The organism is Bacterioplanes sp. CLAM21, from assembly GCF_059641015.1.
In genome coordinates this window covers 1,280,572-1,301,859 of the sequence record NZ_CM184929.1, presented here as the reverse complement: position 1 = coordinate 1,301,859, position 21,288 = coordinate 1,280,572, and the positions used below count along the sequence as shown (strand labels likewise).

General features: G+C 51.5%; 21 protein-coding genes. 15 read left to right on the top strand and 6 right to left on the bottom strand.

Features of this window, described 5'->3' with window-relative positions; all coding sequences use genetic code 11:
• The first annotated feature begins 798 nt into the window (after positions 1-798).
• The 6 genes from pcnB (at position 799) to AC55FS_RS06185 (ending at position 6,807) form a co-directional block, all read left to right on the top strand.
• A complete protein-coding gene (pcnB, locus tag AC55FS_RS06210; RefSeq protein ID WP_496935950.1) occupies positions 799-2,172 on the top strand; it encodes a polynucleotide adenylyltransferase PcnB in 1,374 nt (457 codons plus the stop codon).
• A gap of 2 nt (positions 2,173-2,174) precedes the next feature.
• Positions 2,175-2,711 carry a 2-amino-4-hydroxy-6-hydroxymethyldihydropteridine diphosphokinase gene (folK, locus tag AC55FS_RS06205; protein ID WP_496935204.1) on the top strand — a complete coding sequence of 179 codons (537 nt, stop codon included), beginning with the start codon at positions 2,175-2,177 and terminating at the stop codon, positions 2,709-2,711.
• A 915-nt stretch (positions 2,712-3,626) separates the two neighbouring features.
• Positions 3,627-4,262, top strand: coding sequence for a hypothetical protein (locus AC55FS_RS06200; protein ID WP_496935202.1), 636 nt, complete (start codon positions 3,627-3,629; stop codon positions 4,260-4,262).
• 110 nt (positions 4,263-4,372) lie between these two features.
• Positions 4,373-4,603, top strand: a complete 231-nt coding sequence (locus AC55FS_RS06195; protein ID WP_496935201.1) for a hypothetical protein — start codon at positions 4,373-4,375, stop codon at positions 4,601-4,603.
• Between the two features lie 275 nt (positions 4,604-4,878).
• Complete coding sequence (locus AC55FS_RS06190) at positions 4,879-5,883, top strand: transposase (RefSeq protein ID WP_496935200.1); 1,005 nt, start codon at positions 4,879-4,881, stop codon at positions 5,881-5,883.
• Positions 5,884-6,234: 351 nt separating this feature from the next.
• Complete coding sequence (locus tag AC55FS_RS06185; protein ID WP_496935199.1) at positions 6,235-6,807, top strand: DUF7919 family protein; 573 nt, start codon at positions 6,235-6,237, stop codon at positions 6,805-6,807.
• Between the two features lie 377 nt (positions 6,808-7,184).
• Here AC55FS_RS06185 and AC55FS_RS06180 read toward each other — a convergent pair whose 3' ends face one another.
• Positions 7,185-8,207: an IS110 family RNA-guided transposase gene (locus AC55FS_RS06180; RefSeq protein ID WP_496935198.1), complete on the bottom strand. Its 1,023-nt coding sequence runs from the start codon at positions 8,205-8,207 to the stop codon at positions 7,185-7,187.
• A gap of 475 nt (positions 8,208-8,682) precedes the next feature.
• On the opposite strand from AC55FS_RS06180, the gene panB reads away from it, so the two are divergent.
• The 9 genes from panB to mtnC all read left to right on the top strand — a co-directional run bounded on the left by panB (position 8,683) and on the right by mtnC (position 17,290).
• Entirely contained in the window at positions 8,683-9,486 is an 804-nt protein-coding gene (panB, locus tag AC55FS_RS06175) for a 3-methyl-2-oxobutanoate hydroxymethyltransferase (protein WP_496935197.1), read from the top strand.
• The gene (panC, locus tag AC55FS_RS06170; protein WP_496935196.1) at positions 9,486-10,346 is read left to right on the top strand and encodes a pantoate--beta-alanine ligase; all 861 of its coding nucleotides are present in this window, start codon (positions 9,486-9,488) and stop codon (positions 10,344-10,346) included. The genes panB and panC overlap by 1 nt, the downstream gene beginning before the upstream one ends.
• Before the next feature lie 106 nt (positions 10,347-10,452).
• Positions 10,453-10,833: an aspartate 1-decarboxylase gene (panD, locus tag AC55FS_RS06165; protein WP_496935195.1), complete on the top strand. Its 381-nt coding sequence runs from the start codon at positions 10,453-10,455 to the stop codon at positions 10,831-10,833.
• A 94-nt stretch (positions 10,834-10,927) separates the two neighbouring features.
• Positions 10,928-12,586, top strand: a complete 1,659-nt coding sequence (gene pgi / locus AC55FS_RS06160) for a glucose-6-phosphate isomerase (RefSeq protein WP_496935194.1) — start codon at positions 10,928-10,930, stop codon at positions 12,584-12,586.
• Positions 12,587-12,704: 118 nt separating this feature from the next.
• Positions 12,705-14,318, top strand: a complete 1,614-nt coding sequence (locus AC55FS_RS06155) for a methyl-accepting chemotaxis protein (protein WP_496935193.1) — start codon at positions 12,705-12,707, stop codon at positions 14,316-14,318.
• A 68-nt stretch (positions 14,319-14,386) separates the two neighbouring features.
• The gene (gene mtnA, locus AC55FS_RS06150) at positions 14,387-15,406 is read left to right on the top strand and encodes an S-methyl-5-thioribose-1-phosphate isomerase (RefSeq protein ID WP_496935192.1); all 1,020 of its coding nucleotides are present in this window, start codon (positions 14,387-14,389) and stop codon (positions 15,404-15,406) included.
• A 56-nt stretch (positions 15,407-15,462) separates the two neighbouring features.
• Positions 15,463-16,047: a methylthioribulose 1-phosphate dehydratase gene (locus AC55FS_RS06145; RefSeq protein WP_496935191.1), complete on the top strand. Its 585-nt coding sequence runs from the start codon at positions 15,463-15,465 to the stop codon at positions 16,045-16,047.
• Positions 16,044-16,592, top strand: a complete 549-nt coding sequence (locus AC55FS_RS06140) for a 1,2-dihydroxy-3-keto-5-methylthiopentene dioxygenase (protein ID WP_496935190.1) — start codon at positions 16,044-16,046, stop codon at positions 16,590-16,592. Before AC55FS_RS06145 ends, AC55FS_RS06140 begins: the two co-directional genes overlap by 4 nt.
• Positions 16,592-17,290, top strand: coding sequence for an acireductone synthase (gene mtnC / locus AC55FS_RS06135; protein ID WP_496935189.1), 699 nt, complete (start codon positions 16,592-16,594; stop codon positions 17,288-17,290). Before AC55FS_RS06140 ends, mtnC begins: the two co-directional genes overlap by 1 nt.
• 54 nt (positions 17,291-17,344) lie before the next feature.
• Here mtnC and AC55FS_RS06130 read toward each other — a convergent pair whose 3' ends face one another.
• From AC55FS_RS06130 to AC55FS_RS06110, 5 genes are all read right to left on the bottom strand, one after another.
• Positions 17,345-18,007, bottom strand: coding sequence for a TorF family putative porin (locus AC55FS_RS06130; protein WP_496935188.1), 663 nt, complete (start codon positions 18,005-18,007; stop codon positions 17,345-17,347).
• Positions 18,004-18,633, bottom strand: a complete 630-nt coding sequence (lipB, locus tag AC55FS_RS06125; protein ID WP_496935187.1) for a lipoyl(octanoyl) transferase LipB — start codon at positions 18,631-18,633, stop codon at positions 18,004-18,006. The genes AC55FS_RS06130 and lipB overlap by 4 nt, the downstream gene beginning before the upstream one ends.
• Complete coding sequence (locus AC55FS_RS06120; protein ID WP_496935186.1) at positions 18,633-18,905, bottom strand: YbeD family protein; 273 nt, start codon at positions 18,903-18,905, stop codon at positions 18,633-18,635. The genes lipB and AC55FS_RS06120 overlap by 1 nt, the downstream gene beginning before the upstream one ends.
• A 75-nt stretch (positions 18,906-18,980) precedes the next feature.
• Complete coding sequence (locus AC55FS_RS06115; protein ID WP_496935185.1) at positions 18,981-20,138, bottom strand: D-alanyl-D-alanine carboxypeptidase family protein; 1,158 nt, start codon at positions 20,136-20,138, stop codon at positions 18,981-18,983.
• A 111-nt stretch (positions 20,139-20,249) separates the two neighbouring features.
• Entirely contained in the window at positions 20,250-21,266 is a 1,017-nt protein-coding gene (locus AC55FS_RS06110) for a hypothetical protein (protein ID WP_496935184.1), read from the bottom strand.
• Between the last annotated feature and the right edge of the window lie 22 nt (positions 21,267-21,288).

Genomic DNA, 21,288 nt, shown 5'->3' with positions numbered 1-21,288 from the left:
ATACTCTCCAAGTCATAAATACCAGCTGCGCGGCATTAAACGTCCCTAACGGCCGTTGCACAACGAATCAGCTCAACAGTTCACAAAGCACCGAAGATGCCGTTAGCCCCTTTACACCAAAGTGCGAACCACGGTTTGAGCCAGCGCGTAACGGCCTGTTACCGGGTGACACCCATGTGTTACCAATTTGGCCTGTTACTGGTAACACTTTGGTATAACACCAGACTCATACGCCATAAAAAATCTGTAAGTTATTGTTTTTAAAGGATTTACAAAAGTTGGCACAGCAACTGCTAATGTCTTTATGCACGGGGAGCACAAACAAAAATAACAATCGCTCACCCAAGCAACGCGATGACAATAACAACAACAGTCGCGTAGAGATCCTGCAAACAATAATAACAATGCGGGACAGTGGAGAAGGGATGACTGTTCTGAATGAGCAGCAGACACAATAATAACAAAAACAAAGGTGTCTCTGACTATTCAAAACAGTTGCTCGACAGTCTGAGCCTGGCCATAACAATAATAATACGCCCGACAAAGCCGCTTCTGCGGCTTTTTGTTTTTCTGGGGTATGGTGACTGAACAAGGGCTGGAGTCCGTTTTTCCCTGAGTCGCGTTATTCGTTGCTTATTTAACCGGTTAATCCACACGCCTCATGCCTCACTCAAGAAACAACTGACGTCCAGCAGCAAAGAGCTAAATAGTGTTAGCAGGCCCTAGGGTTCCCTTTCCCTAGCCTGGCGGGTACACTCGCGAGCCTAATTTTAGCTAATACCAGACTCCGTGAGACGGCTGACCCCTTTGATCAATCCTTTAAAAGCGCCAGGGCGAGCGCTGAAAAAATGGCTGAAGAAATCTTCTGCCGCGCCTCTCAGCGTGATTCCACGCGATCAGCATTCCATCAGTCGCAGCCAACTCAGCGACAGCGCATTAAAAGTACTGTACCGCTTACATAATGCCGGCTACCAAGCCCTGCTGGTCGGCGGTGGTGTGCGCGATACATTATTAGGCATGCAGCCAAAGGATTTTGATGTCGCCACCAATGCCACCCCAGAGCAGGTGGTCAAGCTGTTTCGCAACTCACGGCTGATTGGCCGTCGATTTAAGCTGGTGCATGTAGTGTTTGGCCGCGAAGTCATCGAGGTAGCCACCTTTCGTGCGCCGCCACGCGAAGAGCATTCCGCTAAACAGGCTTCCACCGGCGATCAGGGCATGATTCTGCGCGACAACGTCTACGGCAGCAAAGATGAAGATGCCATGCGTCGCGATTTTACCGTCAACGCCCTCTACTACGACATTGCTGACTTCTCCGTGCACGCTTACGCTGGCGGCTGGCAAGATCTGCAAAACAAACGTTTGCGCCTGATTGGCGATGCCGAAGTGCGCTATCGCGAAGATCCGGTACGTATGCTGCGAGCCATACGTTTTGCCGCCAAACTAGGCTTTAGCTTAGAAGCCGACACCGAGCGCCCTATTGCACAGATGGCGCCGCTGCTACAGCAAATTCCACCAGCCCGTCTGTTTGAAGAAGTCTTAAAGCTGTTTTTGCACGGCCAAGCACTGCATACCTATCAGCAGCTGCAGCACTACGGCCTGTTTGCTGAGCTATTCCCGCAAACCGCCGACATACTGGCCGCTGACGACTTTTGTCAGACCCTAGTCGCCAACACCTTTGCCAATACCGACGTCCGTATTCAATCGGGCAAGTCGGTCACGCCTTATTTCTTCCTGGCCGCTTTGTTATGGCCCGTCGTATTGCAGCGTATGCAAGCGTTGGAAGCGAAAGGCATGCCGGCGCAGCAGGCACTGCACAAGGCCGCTGACAAAGCCATCGCTCAGCAAGCACGTACCATCGCCATTCCTAAACGCCTATCGATTCCGATGCGCGAGATTTGGGAATTGCAGTTACGACTGCCAAAAACGCGCTCACGTCGTTGCCATGAGCTGCTCACTCATCCACGTTTCCGTGCTGCCTATGATTTTGTTCTGCTGCGTGAGCAGTCAGGCGAAGATCTTGACGGGCTTGGGCAATGGTGGACCGACTTTCAGGCTGAGCATGGCCCGGTAACGCCACAGCGCCATGACCATGAGCGTAGCGATGACAGTGGTCGTGATGACAAACCGCGTCGCCGCCCTAATCGTCGCCGCAAACCACGCCGCTCATAAACATGAATGCCGAGTCTCGCCGCGCCATTGCTTACATAGGCTTAGGCGCCAATCTTGATGACCCTATCGACCAACTGTGTACAGCGCTGACAGCGCTGTCACAACTGCCCAGCAGTCAGTTGCTCAGCATCTCCAGCTTGTACGCCAGCAAGCCGCTCGGGCCGCAAGATCAGCCCGACTATTTCAATGCCGTTGCAGCGCTGCAGACCGAGCTTGAGCCACTGGCATTGCTAGATGCGTTGCAATTACAGGAACGTGAGCAAGGGCGCGTGCGCCGCCGCCATTGGGGTGAGCGCTGCATCGATTTGGACATGCTCCTGCTGGGTGATACACAGTGGCACTGCCCGCGCCTCACCCTGCCGCACAAAGAATTAACGCACCGCAGCTTTACCTTGATCCCATTGGCTGAGCTAGATCCGCACTTGTGTTTGCCGGATGGACGATGCGTGAGCCAGCTGACACCTAGCTTTGATGGTGAACTGCAACGTTATCAGCATTCGGGCTTTCTGGCCTGTTGCCTGCAGTTGCTGGGGCGCTGATTTCAGCTTCTGGCTTGGCAGCCCTATGCTCTGCTTGAGGTTATCCCTCACGCCGGGCGGGCGAACGACTGAAGGCGTCCATCGAGGCAGTTTCTGCAAGGCAAAAAGCGAGAGGGAGTCGCACTCGACAAGCGCAGCTTACAAACTGTAAGTGAGCATGGCGAGGCGCTTTTTAACGCCAATCCCTTTGCCCTCCTTGAGGGATCTTATCCCTCACGCCGGGCGGGCGAACGACTGAAAGCGTCCATCGAGGCAGTTTCTACAAGGCAAAAAGCGAGCGGAAGTCGCCCTCGACAAGCGCAGCTTACAAACTGTAAGTGAGCATGGCGAGGCGCTTTTTAACGCAGCAGAAGCAACGTAGATAGCTTGCAGCCTGCTTTGCGCTGTGCAGGCCGCAAATCCTTCGTTGCCAATGCTGTAGTCGCCGCATCACAAAAAGCCTACGTCCCTGTAGGCCTTTTGTTGGCGCTGCCGTCCTGGCAGCCCCTGCGGGCACAACCATTGCCAACTCCGGCGGCCTGCTAAGGCGCGGAAAACCTGGGCGCGAGAACGAGTGTAATGCTTGGAATGGGTATCTCTGATACAGGTCATTAATAAAGCAGCTCTGTAGCCAATGTAAAGACATGACTCTTCAGCATCTCTAGTAGTACATAATCTGGCACACTTTCCTGGCTGGCTTGCCTGCATTTTCTTGGAGTGATGGTTCGAACGCCAAAGAAATCAATCAGTTAGAAAACCGGCTCATAAGATTAGAGATGTGGATAGTGGGCAAGCTCGATTTTTCAGTAGAAAATGTGAGAGAAACAGGATATCCAGCGCTAAATCATTTGCTTGAAAGAGATACCTCGAATGGTTCTAGCAGGAAAAACAGGCACGCAGACAATTAAAACTGTTAGGCATTAGGCGGTTAGCGAAATGATGGAAATAACTTCATTTAAACCTGAATACATCTCAAACTATTTTCCTGGTGGGAGCTCGTCTGAATATTACTCAAATGGAAAAGACGTTTACCCATCAACCTATTTAGACTTCTCTAAAGACGATTTAAATGATGGGAATGATAGAAGGAATAGAGTTAATGCAGTAGGAAACGCTAAACGAGCATTTCACCTTCAAGTAGAAATGTTATGCGACGCCTTTGGTTGGTCTGTGCTTTATAGTGAGAAATTCATTGGCTTTCCGCCAAACCTGGAGTTTCTTAATACTTTTGGAATACTAAGTCCAAACATACTGAAGAAGCTAAATAAAAAAAGAAACGCTATCGAACACGATTATTTTGTTCCTAGCCTAGATGAAGTTGAGGATTATATTGATATCGTTGAACTATTCATCATGGCCACTAAAAGTCTACTCGATAGTTTTCCTTCTGAAGTCTGGTATGAGCTAATGAAAGATGATGAGATCGATGAAACTCTAGAGCTACCCAAATCAATTACAGTAAAAATTGAACTTTCTAAAGGGGTGCTAATTATCGAAACCAGCTCAGAGAATGAAAAAATAAAAAATCAATTAAAGACAGTGATTATTTTACTTGGCTATCTTCAGCAATGAGTCACCATGTACTATAAATCGCCTAACAAGCGCAGGTTATCGAAAAATCTTTTCACCCCTTCGTCGCTACAAGTTTTCCGCTACTCCGGGCGTTATGTTTTAAGAGAATCATGAAGAAAATTACGATTTACATCGATCACTTGGATGATGACACTGATTTTGTCTTTATGAAAAAGTGGCTAGCGAAATGGAGGGCAGACGTAATTATCGCTGACTATTCAACAGGCGGGTGGGAGCACTGTTGGGATTTAGAAGCACCGGAAGAAGCCGTTCAACAAATCCCTGAAGATTGGCTCTGTGCTAGTGACTGGTCCACTCCAGAGATATTTAATAAAGAATGAGGCAACATTATTGTCTAGACACCCATCCTAACCTGCACGAGGTGCTTTTTTAACGCCAATCCCTTTGCCCTCCTTGAAGGATCTTATCCCTCACGCCGGGCGGGCGAACTCCCTGCCTTGCGCTGCGCAGGCCTTGATTCCTTCGTTGCCAATGCTGTGGTCGCCGCAACGCCAACGAATATTATCGAGACACCCATCCTAACCTGACACCCCAATGGCAATCACCTCCGCATCAGCTAGGCTGAACATCTGTGCCGCTAAGTGGGAGTGCCATCATGCCCAAACCCAGAAAACAACAGGTCTCATTAGAAGCTACTCCCTATTACCACTGTGTATCGCGCTGCGTGCGACGCGCGTTTTTGTGCGGTACGGATCATAACACTGGCCAGTGCTACGAGCATCGCCGAGGCTGGTTGGAAGATAAGCTGTTGTCTTTACCACAAGTGTTTGCCGTTGACGTGGCGGCCTACGCTATCATGAGCAACCACTATCATGCCGTTTTATTTATTGATGCTGAGCGGGCCAATAGCTGGAACGATGCAGAAGTGATTGAGCGTTGGCACACGCTTTTTAGTGGCAATATGCTGTCTCAGCGATTTTTGAGTGGCGATACGTTGGGCGTTGCAGAGCAAAAACGACTGCAGATTTATGTTGAAGAATGGCGTTCACGCTTGTCCAGCATCAGCTGGTTTATGCGAGTACTGAATGAAGCCATTGCACGACAAGCCAATCAAGAGGATCAGTGTTCAGGCCGATTTTGGGAGGGTCGGTTTAAATCTCAAGCACTCTTGGATGAAGCCGCGCTGGCGGCGTGCATGGCCTATGTCGACCTCAACCCCGTTCGTGCCAAGATGGCTGCGACACCTGAAAAGTCAGCCCACACCTCGATTAAGCGTCGGATTAAAGAAGCCAAAGCCAGGAAGCAGCCCAACCATCCTAGACAACAACCTAAGGAATTATTGCCCTTCGTGGGTAATCCTCGGCAAAATATACCGCTAGGGATTCAAATGAAACTGACGGATTATCTCGAACTGGTTGACTGGACTGGCCGTGTTTTTCGGCATGATAAGCGCGGAGCCATTGCTCAAAATACGGCAGCTATTCTCGATCGTTTAGGCATTGATGATGCTCAATGGTTAGAAATGACCCAACATTTCGAAGACTGCTTCCATACCTTTGCCGGAGGTGAAGAAAAACTGCGCCTGGCTTGTGAAACGTTGAATTATCAGCGCTCGCCTGGGCTCAGTCACTGCCGTTCGCTACTCAACCGATCAGCCTAGCTCCTCGACCGCTGCGGAATAACCAGAGACATTCGCACTGGGATAACCTACGCCCTCAACAAGACAATCATCCTTAAATACGCATCAAACAAGCTTATTTTGAACGCTCCTGCTCAAACAACACATGTGGTTGACAGGCCGAGAGCTTCACTGGAACAATCACTTTTAAGATGGATGTCTGTTTAATGTCCGGAACAATCACTTTTAGGATGGATGTCATTTTAGTTTGTCAATTTTTAGTAGATCGACTTCAGTAAGGTATAAAACACCTTTGAGCGATCTTTTGCAGTCAAATATGGGCGTGTGTACTTTGGCAACTTGTACGGGAATTAAGCGTAAGTAGGGTGTGTTATGTATTATCGAGATTTATCGTGTTACCGAGATGGAAGTGAGGAAGAGATAGTCGATGTTTTTCCGTCAGTTAAAAACATTGGATGGCTGGGGAGCGAGCATGAGTTCCCTAAAGGTAGAGTTAGTGCAGAGTTGCTTGAAAAGCTAAGGGAGCTGATTTTTCTAGATCTAAAATATGAAGAGGACCAAAAAAAGGGAAAGATTGAAACTGCAACCTCGATTAATATCCACTGCATGCACGTTCGTGGGAGCCCATATTTGTGCCCTTTTTGTACGGAAAATATAGCGGTTGAGTATGCGCCGGGTGGTTTGGCACTCTACAAAGGAAGCAGGTTGATGACGGCAGGCTCGAATGAGGTAGTAATACCATCATTAAAAGAAGGTGAGTTCTATTCATTTCCTACTTTGCTTCTGCACTATGTATCTGAGCATAACTATTTGCCTCCAAGGGAATTTTTGGATGCTTTGGGGGCTTTTGATCTAGGTGTGGGCTATGATTTGGATATGGCGCTAGCAGATTTAGAAGTGCTTGAAGTAGGGCGCTCAGAGTTGGAAAAGTACAACTCAAACTAAGCCGGGACTAAACGGACATCGGCTAACTAGTCGCGGGAACCGGAACTAACTATATGGATGAACTACACGGACATATATAGACGCTCTCCCGATGTCAAGGCAGAACATGGCCTTGGCGCCTGAACACCCCTGATTAACTTCTTTTTTACTCATCCCCGGTCGTTATGATGAACGGTGGTTCATGCGAGTTGGTGGTAGCGCTGACATATATTCGGCTTCTGATCTGGCCGTAGCCTGAAGTCCTGATGAGATCCGCACTTTCCCACCTAAAAACACCCACTCAATCTGTTACGATCGTGTCCCGTCCAGGTTCTGGGAAGGGCGGATAACACCGTTTATTTCATCACGCTAACGACTACCGGATGAGATAAATACATTTACGCTGCGTTAAATTTCTCGCTTTTTTGTAGCAAGATCCAGCTAATGCGCGCCAGTTTATGAGCCACCGCGACTATACCTTTTTGCAGTCCACGGCGGAGAACAATCTGGTTGATCCAGTTCCCCAGTTTTGTACCGCTTTGGCGCTTGGCCCAGCGTACGGTATGCCTCGCTGCCTGGACAAATTGTTTGCGTAAATAGCGGTTCCCGCGTTTGGAAATCCCCGCCATAATCGACTTGTTGCCACTCGCTCTTTGTATCGGCGTTAATCCTGTCCATACGGCAAAGGCTCGAGCATGAGAAAATGCTTGTCCTTTGCCTATGGTTGACACAATCGCACTGGCGATGTGCGGACCAATTCCAGGGATGGTTTGTAGATACTGGCAATCTTCATTTTTCCCAGCATAGTCCGCGAGTGTTTTTCTCAAGTGCTCAAGCCGACGGCTCAGCAAGTCATATTCGACTAATGTAAACTCAATTTCTTTGCGAATAATGGCAGACAGTGCTGGATTTTCCATGGTTTCCCTCAGCTTTATCGCCAGGGATTCAATACCCTCAGGGAAACTGTAACCATAGTCGGACAATAAGCCACGCATCTGGTTCATTAACCCGGTTCGTGTGGCCACGCACCGCTCTCGAATTCTATGCAGTACCTGGATATCCTGCTGTGACTCTGTTTTAACCGGCACCATGTGCATACCAGGTCGTCGCGCTGCTTCCGCAATCGCTAACGCATCGTTGCGATCATTTTTATTCCCACGCACAAATGGGGTCACATGTTGAGCTGGAATTAAACCAACATGATGGCCGGCTAGAACGAACAAGACAGCCACATCCCGCCGCGCCAAGGTCTTGCAGCAATCACCTCTGTCACTGCGCCAATTCGGCCTAAGATGGCGCCGCCAACCAGCGCAGATGACCAGGCTGGCCAGCAGGGATGCTGGCCAAGCAAACGGGGTGTGGGATTCGCCCTGTTTGCGTGCCGCCCGTCGCCAAGCGGGTTGGCGGTCTAGCCACGCCATCTTGGCCGGGAGCGGGATTGTTAAGGGGTGCGGCCACCCCTTAACTGAAAAGCCCGGGCGCAGCCGGGCGAATCACTGCGATTTCACCCAACCTACTAAATCAAAGCTTAGGAATCAGTATCCAAGGTGTGCTTAACCCTAGATCTGGCAGGATATTGACCGGCGCTGCTGTCTGGGCAGACTTTGCCAATTCAATCCACCGGCTAAGGGAAAAACAGGCGCTAAAGCAAGAAATCCTCTCCCCAGCTAGATGCCCCATCAAGCCGCTGCTAACAAAAAATACCCGCCTATCCCCTCAAATACATAACATAAGTCTCAAACACTCAGCAGCGCCCTCTACTTCCGGCTTTATGCCCACGTCGCTTTCACATTTGCCCCAGCGGTTCAATATTGACAATGCCTCGCCAATCCGGACTATACGCAACTCAACGTCACCGGTCGGCCACAAGCCAGACCGCATAATCGGAGAAGCAGGATGACTATCACCATTCCAGCGTTGGCGAAACTCAAAGCCGAGCAAGAAAAGATTGCTGTACTGACCGCCTACGATGCTACTTTCGCTCAGCTGGCTGCCGAAGCCGGCGTGGAAGTCATCTTAGTGGGTGACTCACTGGGAATGGTATTGCAGGGGCACTCTAGTACTCTGCCTGTCAGCATTGATGACATGGCTTATCACACCGCTTGTGTTGCTCGCGGTAATGCTCGTGCCAGTCGTCCGGCATTGATTATGGCCGACCTGCCCTTTATGTCCTACGGCACCGAACAGCAGTGCCTCGACAGCGCACGTAAAGTCATGCAGGCCGGTGCCCACATGGTTAAGGTTGAAGGCGATGACTGGCTAATTCCGATGATCACCTCATTAACTCGCCAAGGCGTGCCTGTGTGTGCACATTTAGGTTTGACGCCACAAGCGGTCAACAAACTGGGTGGTTACAAAGTACAAGGCCGCGATAACGCCGCCGCCGAAGCCATGCTGGCCAATGCCCAGGCACTGGAAGCAGCCGGGGTTGATCTGCTGGTACTGGAGTGTGTGCCAAGTGAGTTGGCAACACGTATCTCGCACAGTCTGCGCATTCCTGTGGTCGGCATTGGCGCCGGCAGCGGCACCGATGCTCAAGTACTGGTGCTGCAAGACATGCTGGGTTTAAACAGCGGCCATGTGCCTAAGTTTGTGAAAAACTTTATGGTTGATGGTCGCACCGTACAGCAGGCTTTGGCCGCTTATGTGCAGGAAGTCAAAGCCGGTACCTTCCCAGCACAGGAACACGGATTCGCCTGATGCAGACCCTTCATACCATTGCCGAGCTGCGCCAAATGGTGCGCAGCGCACGCGCCAGCGGCAAACGCATTGGCTTTGTGCCAACGATGGGCAATCTGCACGCTGGCCATATCAGTTTGGTGGAACAGGCGCGCAAACAGTGCGACTTTGTCGTCGCCAGCGTGTTTGTGAATCCACTGCAGTTTGACGATGCTAATGATTTGCAACGCTACCCGCGCACCCTGCCCGATGATCAGGCGCAGTTAACAGCTGCCGGATGCGATCTGCTGTTTGCTCCCAATGTCGAAGAAATGTATCCACACGGCCAGCAGCAACACAGCACAGTGCACGTTCCCGCTGTATCCCAAGGCTTGTGTGGCGGCAGTCGCCCTGGCCATTTTGATGGCGTCGCTACTGTCGTCACCAAACTGTTTAACCAGGTACAGCCTGATTTGGCTTTCTTTGGCCAAAAAGATTGGCAGCAAGTGGCCGTGATTCGCAAAATGGTCGCCGATCTGGATATGCCCTTGCAGATAGTCACAGTCGCCACGGCCCGCGCCGACGATGGCCTGGCGTTAAGCTCCCGCAATGGCTACCTCAATGCTGAGCAACGCGCGCTGGCACCGACCCTGTATCAACAGCTGTGCCAGTTGGCAGATCAGCTGCAACAGGGTGAAGAATTTGCAAGTGCCCTGGAGGCCAGCAAGACGGCCCTCAATAATGCCGGCTTGCGGGTCGATTACGTCGACATCTGTCGTCAGCATGACCTCCAACCGGCGTCAGAAAAAGACAGTGAAATCATCATTTTGGCAGCGGTTTTTGTAGGCCCAGCGCGGCTGATTGATAATCTTCCGCTGACATTGAATCGGGCGTTTGAATAGGGCATACTTCGACGCCTTATGCCCATGTGGCTAACTTTTGACCAATTCCATGCCAGGGCATGACGCCCGGCAGAGAAGACTCAGGACAGAAACGAAAGGGTTTACCATGCAATCCATCATGCTCAAAGCCAAGCTGCATCAGGCCCGTGTGACGCACTCTGTGCTGAACTATGAAGGCTCTTGTGCCATTGACGGCACATTGCTGGATCTCGCGGGCATGCGGGAGTTTGAACAGATTCAGATCTACAACATTGATAATGGCAAACGCTTCACCACATACATTATTCGTGGCGAAGATAACTCCGGTATCATCTCAGTCAATGGCGCAGCAGCGCACCTGGCTGGCGTTGGCGATCGTATTATTATCTGTGCCTACGGCAATTATGATGAAAGTGAGTTAGCGTCATTTAAACCCAAAATGGTCTATATGAACGCCGACAATACCGTCAGCCACACCAGTTTTGATATTCCAGTGCAAGTTGCCTAAGGCAATACCTGGATAGTTAAACGCCGCTTCTGCGGCGTTTTTTGTTTCTGCTTCTGTATAATCAAGATATATGGAGCGACATGAGACAAAGCGGATGGCATATCAAGGCAGCTTAACCTCAGTGCCAGCGTGGCAGGATCTGCAACAGCACTACCAAGACATCCAAGCGCAGCATATGCGCGACTGGTTTGCCGCAGATCCACAACGTTTTGAACGCTTTCATGTCGACGCCGCCGGGCTATCGCTCGATTATTCCAAAAATCGCATCACCGAGCGCACCCTGCAGCTGTTACTCGATTTGGCTGAACAACGTGGCCTATCGGCGGCCATCAGTGGCTTGTTTAGCGGTGATCAGGTCAATCGCAGCGAACATCGCCCCGCTTTACATACCGCACTGCGCAACTTCAGTGAACGCGACATCCTGGTTGATGACGTCAATATCATGCCCGAAGTGCGCAATACCGTGCATCGCATGGAAGAGTTCTGCTGGAAGATTCGCCGCAACCAGTGGCGTGGTTACGATAATCGTCCTTTTACCGATGTCGTCTCTATTGGTATTGGCGGCTCTTTTTTGGGCCCCAAACTGGCCTCTGGCGCACTCAAGCCTTATTGGGATTCGGGCCTACATATTCACTATTTGGCCAATATTGATGGCTCCCATATCACCGAGGTGCTGAAACGGCTAGACCCCGCCACAACGCTGTTTATTGTCCAGTCAAAATCGTTTGGCACGCAAGAAACACTGAAGAATGCCACCGCCTGTCGGCGCTGGTTTCTCGATAACGGTGGCTCTGAAGACGACCTCAGCCGGCACTTTACCGCGGTGTCGGCCAATATTGAAAAAGCCACCGAGTTTGGCATTGCCGAAGAAAATATTTTCCCTATGTGGGATTGGGTCGGCGGGCGCTACTCACTGTGGTCTGCCATGGGTTTGCCATTAGCGCTGGCCATTGGCATCGATAATTTCCGCGACTTGCTGCGCGGTGCGTTTGCCATGGATGAGCATTTTCGCACCGCACCGTTAGAAGAGAATATGCCGGTCATCATGGCCTTGATCGGGCTTTGGTATATCAACTTTTTTAACGTCAACTCCCATGCCATCTTGCCCTATGACCACTATCTACGCTCTTTGCCCGCTCACTTGCAGCAGCTGGATATGGAAAGTAACGGCAAATCCATCACCGTCGATGGCAATCAGGTCGATTATCACACCGGCCCTATTATTTGGGGCGGCGTTGGCACCAATGGTCAGCATGCGTTTCATCAGCTGCTGCACCAAGGCACACACTTTTCGCCCTGTGACTTTATTGTGCCCATGTGCAGCCATAACCCAATCGATAACTTCCATGCCATGCTGGTATCAAACTGTCTCAGCCAAAGCCAAGCGCTGTTACAAGGCAAATCGGAGCAGCAAGCCATCGACGAGCTGGTCGCAAGCGGCATGAGCAAAGCCGAAGCTCTGGTGTTAGCACCGCACAAAGTGATTCCTGGTAACCGCCCCAGTAATACCCTGTACTTTCCCAAAGCCACGCCTCACACCGTCGGCGCCTTAATTGCCCTGTACGAGCACAAGGTTGCCGCCCAAGGCATGCTGTGGGGGGTCAACTCCTTTGACCAATGGGGAGTGGAGCTCGGCAAACTGCTGGGAGATCAAGTGTTATCCGCGCTCCAGGGCGATAGCATTGGCGATAATATCGACGGCTCTACCAATGGACTCATTCGTGCCTTTCACCAGATGCAGCAGCAACTGTAGCGGCCTGGCAGCGCGGTTATTAGACAAATTGGGCGTCATGATATTTTTGTTGGTAACTGGAGGCAGCAGCAATCTTCGTCTATGACTAAAGCACCACTTAGATCATGGATGACATCGAATGCTGAGAGGAATATCGCTGCGCTACAAGATCTTCGCTATCGCCCTCACTGGGGTGATCGGTTTTGTGCTCTACCTCGGTTACAACACCCAAGCCCAGCAAGGCATTCAGCACAAATTGCAGCACATTGCCGAGGTACGCTTTCCCGCCACTGAGCAAATAGACCATGCTGGCCTTTTGCTTTACAAATTACGCAACGAGCTGGCCAATGCCATTGCCGACAATGATCCGGACAAGGTCGATGGCGCCAAACTGCATATGCAGCAGCTACAACAAGCCATCACCCGCATTCGACAACTTCTGACCCAGCAAGACACAGCCACTCAGCAGCTGCAGCAATCGTTTCAGCAGTATTGGCAATCGGCCAGCCAGCTGGCCAGCGCCATGATTGCCGGCACCATAGATCTGGCCGAACTGGCACAGCAAGCACAGCAAACCAATCAATATTACGACGCCGTCAGCGAGCAACTTGCCAGTATCCGGCAACAGAACTACCAGCGCTTTTCTGAAGAAATCACCGCCACCACCCAGCAAAGCGAAGATACCTTACATGTTGGTGCATTGGTGGCCATGCTGATGATGGTGGTGCTGCTGAGTACCGCTTGGTACATCGCGACCTTAATTACTCGCATGGTCAATCGTGTGGTGCATTCCTTAGCTGATATGGCCAACGGTGAAGGCGACTTAACCATACGTTTGCAAACCCGGGCCGATGACGAAATTGGCCAGCTGGTGGATAACTTCAATTCCTTTATCAGTCATCTGCAGCTGATGGTCAAAGCCATGACAGCCCTGAGCGATGGGGTATCGGATAAGGCCGCCAATGTATTTGATATCGCCCTTCATACACGCCAAGGTATCGAGCGCCAACAAGCCCAAATTGCTCAAGTAGCGACCGCGGTCACCCAAATGTCGAGTACCGCCGAAGAAGTCGCTCGCAGCGCCGAGGCCGCTGCCGACGCCACCGACCAAGCCAGCCAACGCGCCAGTGAATCGCAAACCACCATGACGGCCAACATCACGGCCATTGAAACCCTAGTCAATGACGTTCAGCACGCCCAGCAAGTGATTGCTGAGCTGGCAAAAGAGAGCCAGCAAATTAGCGAAGCATCAAAAACCATCCGCGGCATTGCCGAGCAAACCAACTTACTGGCATTAAACGCCGCTATTGAAGCGGCCAGAGCCGGTGAGCAAGGTCGTGGCTTTGCCGTGGTGGCCGATGAAGTACGAGCCTTAGCCGCCAGTACCGAGCAAACGACCAGCGGTATCCATGCGGTTACCGAGCGCTTGAATCGCGCCATGCAGCAGGCCGTTGATGTGATGGAAAGTTCGCAGGGCAATGCCCGTCAAGTGGTGGATCAATCACAGCAAACCGAGCAGGCATTGAGCGCCATTTTGGAACACATTACCACGCTGTCCCATCTCAATACCCAAGTCGCCACAGCGGCAGAAGAGCAAAGCCAGGTAGCCGGTGAGATCACCGCCAATATCGTTAACATTAATGAAGTGTCGGATCAAACCGTGGACGACGCCAGCGGCACCTCGACGGCGGCCGAAGGTCTGGCCGATCAAGCCGATCAACTCAGGGCCATGGTGCGCGAATTCCGCACCTGATTGGCCCTCGGCCTCTGTTCAACTCGGCCCGCTGCGACTACCATGGCGGCACTAAAAAAGGGGCCGCTATGACACACTCTCAGGTTCACGCGATCGAATGGCAACAGCAACATCTGCGCTTGCTCGATCAGCGATATTTACCGCACCAACACAGCTATATCGACTGCCATACCGCCAGCGATGTCGCCGATGCCATCGCTGCTATGGTGGTGCGCGGTGCACCCGCCATTGGTATCGCCGCGGCGTATGGTTATGCCCTTGAAGCGATCAATGGCGGTGATTTGCAACACGCCTATCAGCAACTGGCTGACTCTCGTCCGACCGCCGTTAACTTGTTCTGGGCACTGGAGCGAATGGCCACGTTAGGCCATAGCGATGGCATGCAGTTATTGGCCGAAGCCCGTCGTATTCATGAAGAAGATATCCAGGCCAATTTAACCATGGCGCAATACGGCGCCTCGCTGTTGCACGATAACAGTCGTGTCTTTACTCACTGTAATACTGGAGCGCTAGCTACGGGCGGCCATGGCACCGCCTTAGGAGTGATCCGCACCGCCTTCGCCGACGGCAAAATTGCTCAGGTCTATGCCGGCGAGACACGCCCTTGGTTGCAAGGCGCACGGTTAACCTGCTGGGAATTGATGCAAGAAAATATTCCCGCCACCTTAGTCTGTGATGGCGCGGCTGCCCATGTAATGCGCCAGCAACAAGCTCAACAGCAAGCCATCGATTGGATCATTGTCGGTGCCGACCGTATTGCTGCCAATGGTGACGTTGCCAATAAAATTGGCACTTACAGTCTGGCCGTACTGGCACAGCAACACGGCGCCAAAGTGATGGTGGTAGCGCCATCCTCCAGCTTTGATTTGAGCCTTAACAGCGGTGATGACATTGTTATCGAGCAGCGTCCAGCCAACGAAGTCACTTCATTGAATGGCCAAAACATCGCTCCGCAAGGCTGTCAGGCGCTAAACCCGTCGTTTGACATAACTCCGGCCGAATTGATTACAGCCATTGTCTGCGAACAAGGTGTGATCCTAACGCCATCAACCAACACAGTCGCCGCATTATTAGCACGCCAGAAGTAATCATGGATATCGCCAAACACTCCACGCTCTCCACACTATCTCAACAGCTGTGCCAAATGAGCGCGCGCATTTATCAGCGCGACTGGTCACCGGCGACCAGTTCGAATTACTCCGTTCGTGTCGACCACAACACCTGTCTGATTACCACCTCAGGGCGTGATAAAGGCCAGCTGACGGCCGAGCAACTGATGCTGGTCGATATGCACAATCAACCACAAAGCCCAGGCAAGCCATCGGCAGAAACCGGCCTGCATACGCAGTTATATCGCGACTTTCCTGCAACCGGAGCGGTACTGCATACCCATTCCTTTTATGCTGTGATGCTGTCGCGTTTACTCAGCGATGACGAGCTGCTGCTACAAGGTTGGGAGCTGCAAAAAGCCCTGGCGGGAGAAACAACCCATAAAGACACCGTTTGCATCCCGATTGTTGATAACAGCCAGGATATCGATCAGCTGGCGCAACGGGTGAGCCAGCGCCTGCAACAACAACAGACAGCGCCAGCGTATTTGATCCGTGGTCATGGGGTGTACACCTGGGGCCAAGACTTGAACGAATGTTTTCGCCACCTAGAAGCACTTGAACATTTATTTCGCTACGAATTTGAGTGGCGCCGCTTGCAGACCGGAGTTTCGCTATGACGACCATCCGTATCTACCCAGATAACGCCCCCACTAATCTGCTGTTTACCACCAGTAACAGTGACAAGATCCAGCAGCGACTGGCACAAGTGGGGGTGACATTTGAGCAATGGCCGGTGCAAGCCGACGTTCAACCCGGCATCGACCCACAAGCAGTACTGGACCTGTATGCTCAAGACATAGAACGCTTACAGCAACAGCAAGGCTATCAAAGCGTGGATGTGATTAGCCTGGATAATAAACACCCCGACAAACACGCCTTGCGACAAAAATTCCTCAGTGAGCACACCCATAGCGAAGATGAAGTGCGCTTTTTTGCCGCAGGAGAAGGCCTGTTTACCCTGCATATTGAGCAACAGATCTTTGAAGTGCACTGCGTCGCCGGTGACCTGATCAGTGTGCCAGCCAACACCCCACACTGGTTCGACATGGGCCCACGTCCTGGCTTTGTAGCCATCCGTTGGTTTACTAATCCCGACGGTTGGGTGGCTAACTTCACCGGCAAAGATATCGCAACTCTATTCAACCGACTGGAAAACCACTGATGAGCATTGCTGCCATTGTCACCGATATTGAAGGCACGACCTCGTCCATCGCCTTTGTTAAAGAGGTGTTATTCCCCTACGCTCGCCAGCATTTGCGCGGTTTTGTCAGCCAGCACCAACAGCTGCCTGAAGTGCAAACTTGCTTGCAGCAAACACGCGATCTGCTCGCCAATGGAGTAGAAGCAAACACCGAGCAATTGATTCAAACCCTAGAGCAATGGATTGATGAAGATCGCAAGGCGACACCACTAAAAACCCTGCAGGGTTTGATCTGGCGGCAAGGTTATGAGCAAGGCGACTATCAGGCCCATATGTACGCCGATGCCAGTGAAGCGCTGCGCCAATGGGCCAAACAACTGCCACTGTACGTGTATTCATCGGGGTCAGTGCAAGCTCAACAGCTGTTTTTTGCGCACAGCTGTGATGGCAATTTATTGCCACTGTTTAGCGGGCATTTTGACACTAATATTGGAGCCAAGCAGGAGATGGCCTCGTATCAGCACATTGCCGCTACTCTGCAGCAACAGCACGCCATAGGGCCAGATCAAATTCTGTTTTTATCCGATATCGAAGCGGAATTAGACGCCGCCCATGAAGCGGGCTTAAAGACTCTGTGGGTCTGTCGTGACAAGCTGCCAGAAACTTCGCGACATCCCGTCATTCAAAGCTTTGCTGATGTGGAGTTAGCGGCTTTTTAGGGCGAAATACCGTGGTAGCAACGCGGTCACGCGTTGCTACCACAACAGACATCATTAAAAGTTTTTACGCAGGCCAAACACCAGCTGGACGTCCGAGTCATCGTCGTCGTCATCCATACCAAATGGCGTTTCATCGCTGATGTAATCTAAGGCGACAAATAAATCGATTTTATAAAATTCAGGAAAATCTCGTGCTAGCTCAGCACGCAGGCTCACACCTTTATCATCGGCATCATCAGCCAGCCAAACTCCAGCAATTAAATCCAAATACAACCGATGTTGCAGGTATTTTTCGTAGCGAATTTCTGGATACCAGGTTTTTTGCTTGATGCCCCTGGCAATACTAATTTCCAACTCTTTAGACACATTGCTGGCTAAGCGAAACTCGGTTTCATCCGCCATAGAATCCACCAAGTAGTTGTAGGTCACCACGCTGGTATCAAGATTAAAACTGCCAAAGCGGTGGTTGTAGCCAAAGTAAGCATCCATCTCGACCGGAATGCCTTCAGACTCTTCGGGTGCATCAATATTGGACAGCCAGATGCCCGCATAGGCATCGCCGCGACGCACATCGGTGCCACCTTGCAACGCTGGACCATGGTCGGTGCGAGTCAAACCACGAAAAATATAATCCGACACCAATGCCAAGTTGTAACGCGGCTGTGCCTGTACCATAACGGACAGCAAGGTCATTACGGCAAACAGCAAAACTCTCATGAAGGCTCCTCAGATAATTCAAACAAGGAAGATAATTCTGCAGCCAGACGCTGCTCGACTTGGGAAAATGCCACTTCTGATGAGGTTTCGGCCACCATCTGTGTCATTTCCATGCCAGCGTAACCACAGGGGTTAATGCGCTGAAAAGGCTCCAGATCCATATCGACATTGAGAGCCAAGCCATGAAAAGAACGGCCCTGCTTGATGCGCAGCCCCAACGAGGCAATTTTGCGCTGCTGTACGTACACACCAGGGGCATCTGCTTTGGGAGCTGCCTCAATCTGCCAATGCTGCAGTGCATTCACGATGCCTTGTTCAATCAGGCTGACAAGCTGACGCGGCCCCATTGAGCGGCGTTTGATATCAATCAGCAAATAGGCCACCAGCTGACCCGGGCCATGGTAGGTAACCTGACCACCGCGATCCGACTGCACCACCGGGATATCTCCGGGCAGCAGCACATGTTCTGCCTTGCCTGCCTGCCCTTGGGTGAACACCCGAGGGTGTTGCAACAGCCAGATATGATCAGGACTGTCCGATGTGCGGCTTTCGGTATAGGCCAGCATATCGCCATACACTTCGTCATATGGCTGCAAGCCCAAGTGGCGAACCTCTAGTGCCGCCATTACATCACCATGTGCACAAAACTTTGTGACGACAAATCGTTATGAATGCGTTTTAGCTGATCTGGCCCGGTGGCACGAATATAAACCGTGATGGAGCGGAAATGACCATTGCGGCTGTCTCGCACCTGCATGCGAGTAAAGTCACAATCAGGCGCATGCACACGGATGATGTCGATCACCAGTTGATCGTAGTCATCAACGCCTGTGCCCAGAATTTTGATGGGATAGTCTTCACAAGGGAATTCTATTTTTGGCGGTTCCGGCTGGCTCACAGTTTCTACCTCTTAAAAACACTAAGGCCGGCATGCGCCGGCCATACGAACATCATGGGGTCAAATTGTTTGACTTCAAGAATCGGCAAACAAACGCGCAAAGAACAATTGTACCTTACCCCATAAGCGCCCAAAAAAACCGGCCTCAGCCACGTCCTCGGCTGCCAATAATGGCCGCTCGGCCACCACTTCACCAGCGCGGGTAATGGTCAAACTGCCGACCACCTGACCTTTACTGATAGGAGCTTCAAGATACTCGTTGTAGTTCACCACCTTGACCAGCTCTTCATCACCACCGCGAGGCAAGGTCAGCGATAAATCTTGCTCCAGCAGCAAGTCTAATTGCTGCTGCTCACCCAGCCACACACGTTGGCTTTGCAAAACGTCACCGGCGCTGTGAATTTTTTGAGTTTGGTAATAGCGGAAGCCATAGGCCAATAGTTTTTGTGTTTCACGGGTACGGGCCTCATCACTGCGAGTTCCCATCACCACCGCAATAAAACGTGTGCCTTCGTGCTCTGCCGATGCTGCCAGACAATAACCCGCTTCTTCGGTGTGGCCGGTTTTCAGACCGTCAACGGCAAAGTTACTGGTTTTACGCCACAGCAGTTTATTGCGGTTAGGCTGGCGAATATCGTTGTATTCGTAGTACTTCTCGGCATACAGCGAATAATAATCCGGGTGATCTTCAATAATATGACGCGACAGAATGGCCAAATCGCGGGCGCTGGAATAATGCCCATCGACCGGCCAACCGGTGGCATTTAAAAAATGCGAATTGCTCATGCCAAAGGTTTTGGCGTACTGATTCATCCATTGTGCATAGGCATCTTCCGAACCAGAAAAATACTCTGCCACCGCCACCGATGCGTCATTGCCAGACTGCACAATAATGCCGCGTAGCAAATCGATCAGAGGTACTTCGGTTCCGACCCGCACAAACATCTTAGAGCCGCCTTTACGCCAGGCTTTTTCGCTGATCGGTATCAGGGTGCCTTCGCTCACATTGCCGAGTTGCAATTCATGCACGGCAATGTAGCTGGTCATCATCTTGGTCAGACTGGCCGGCGGCAGACGTTTATCGGCGTTGTGCTCCACCAACACCTGACCACTGTCGGCATCCATCAGAATATAAGCATCGGCTGCCAGCTTTGGTGCTGCAGGTACGATGACGCTGGCAAACAGCAAGGAAGAGAAAAAAGAAGTCAGCAGGAATATCGATAAACGCAACATAGTGTTTTTAAAGCCGGGGTAGAAAATCACGCGGATTGTAACATGCCTGCCGCGCCTGTCAGTGTCAGATCTGGTAAAGCTGGCCAGTGTTGACCAGCTTTCTAAGGCAGATTAATCAGCTGCCTGACGGACCAAGGACACATCACGTGATGGATGCAAGGTCACATGGGGTTCAGCAGTCGTTAGGGTTTCATGACTGTGACGCAGACGGAAAGAATCGCTTAAGTGGCGTAAACACAAAGTGAAGCGCACCGTTAACCAGCGATAATCGGATTCTTCCGCGGTATGAATCACCACTGAAGCATCGTTATCCAAAATGGCCTGACAAATGGGAGTCAGGCTGTCTGATATTTTGCGATTTCGATCGGCAATCATAGTCGCATCGAGTGGGAAATCGGCCAGCGGAGCCGATTCTTCTTCCGCTTGTTCCCATAATTCACGCACGTTGGCCACGTCTTCTGCCGACGGCGGCTCGGCGACCACCGCAGGCACAGGCGCAGTAGTCGAACCAGCGGCCAGCTGAGCCTGCTGTGCAGCCTTTTCAGCTTCAGCACGGCGACGTCGCTCTTCTTCCTGGCGCTGTTTACGCTCGGCCAATACTCGTTGTTTTTCTGCTTCGGCTTCTTTGCGCGCTTGTTCTAGGCGGCGTTTGCGTTCCTGTTCAAGGCGCGCTTTTTCCGCTTCTGCGGCGGCCGCCATACGGCGTTGACGCTCAGCTTCGGCCGCACTGTCTTTTTGCTGCTGACCCTTGCCTTTGGCCACCTGAGTTCCTGATGTCTGCAAGTCATCCAGTCTCGCCTGTGCTTGCTCCAACCCTGGCGTTAACGAAGCCACACGCCAGACACGCTGCAAGTACAGATCGGCTTTGCCGGTATCACCGCTGTCCATGGCTTCATTGGCCAACTGCAAATAAGCATCGCCCCACTGGTAAACTAATGGCAGCACCCGGTAATCAAAGGGTGCCTGCTCACGAAACTCGTCGATACGCTCCAGAGCGTTGTTGCCGGCGGGCGTGGATAACCGCTTGGCAGCGATATCCGTTTTGATCTGTTGCAATAGAATATCGAGATCCGCTGCGTGGACAGCACTTCCCAATAAAGCGGCGAGCACGAAAGTGAAGAGTTTCATAAAAGCTGCGTCAGTTATTATC

Excerpts from the sequence above, each read along its gene's own strand:
- folK (WP_496935204.1), top strand. The coding sequence starts at position 2,175 with ATGAATGCCGAGTCTCGCCGCGCCATTGCTTACATAGGCTTAGGCGCC.
- AC55FS_RS06200 (WP_496935202.1), top strand. The coding sequence starts at position 3,627 with ATGATGGAAATAACTTCATTTAAACCTGAATACATCTCAAACTATTTT.
- AC55FS_RS06195 (WP_496935201.1), top strand. The coding sequence starts at position 4,373 with ATGAAGAAAATTACGATTTACATCGATCACTTGGATGATGACACTGAT.
- AC55FS_RS06190 (WP_496935200.1), top strand. The coding sequence starts at position 4,879 with ATGCCCAAACCCAGAAAACAACAGGTCTCATTAGAAGCTACTCCCTAT.
- AC55FS_RS06185 (WP_496935199.1), top strand. The coding sequence starts at position 6,235 with ATGTATTATCGAGATTTATCGTGTTACCGAGATGGAAGTGAGGAAGAG.
- AC55FS_RS06180 (WP_496935198.1), bottom strand. The coding sequence starts at position 8,207 with ATGGCGTGGCTAGACCGCCAACCCGCTTGGCGACGGGCGGCACGCAAA.
- panB (WP_496935197.1), top strand. The coding sequence starts at position 8,683 with ATGACTATCACCATTCCAGCGTTGGCGAAACTCAAAGCCGAGCAAGAA.
- panC (WP_496935196.1), top strand. The coding sequence starts at position 9,486 with ATGCAGACCCTTCATACCATTGCCGAGCTGCGCCAAATGGTGCGCAGC.
- panD (WP_496935195.1), top strand. The coding sequence starts at position 10,453 with ATGCAATCCATCATGCTCAAAGCCAAGCTGCATCAGGCCCGTGTGACG.
- pgi (WP_496935194.1), top strand. The coding sequence starts at position 10,928 with ATGGCATATCAAGGCAGCTTAACCTCAGTGCCAGCGTGGCAGGATCTG.
- AC55FS_RS06155 (WP_496935193.1), top strand. The coding sequence starts at position 12,705 with ATGCTGAGAGGAATATCGCTGCGCTACAAGATCTTCGCTATCGCCCTC.
- mtnA (WP_496935192.1), top strand. The coding sequence starts at position 14,387 with ATGACACACTCTCAGGTTCACGCGATCGAATGGCAACAGCAACATCTG.
- AC55FS_RS06145 (WP_496935191.1), top strand. The coding sequence starts at position 15,463 with ATGAGCGCGCGCATTTATCAGCGCGACTGGTCACCGGCGACCAGTTCG.
- AC55FS_RS06140 (WP_496935190.1), top strand. The coding sequence starts at position 16,044 with ATGACGACCATCCGTATCTACCCAGATAACGCCCCCACTAATCTGCTG.
- mtnC (WP_496935189.1), top strand. The coding sequence starts at position 16,592 with ATGAGCATTGCTGCCATTGTCACCGATATTGAAGGCACGACCTCGTCC.
- AC55FS_RS06130 (WP_496935188.1), bottom strand. The coding sequence starts at position 18,007 with ATGAGAGTTTTGCTGTTTGCCGTAATGACCTTGCTGTCCGTTATGGTA.
- lipB (WP_496935187.1), bottom strand. The coding sequence starts at position 18,633 with ATGGCGGCACTAGAGGTTCGCCACTTGGGCTTGCAGCCATATGACGAA.
- AC55FS_RS06115 (WP_496935185.1), bottom strand. The coding sequence starts at position 20,138 with ATGTTGCGTTTATCGATATTCCTGCTGACTTCTTTTTTCTCTTCCTTG.
- AC55FS_RS06110 (WP_496935184.1), bottom strand. The coding sequence starts at position 21,266 with ATGAAACTCTTCACTTTCGTGCTCGCCGCTTTATTGGGAAGTGCTGTC.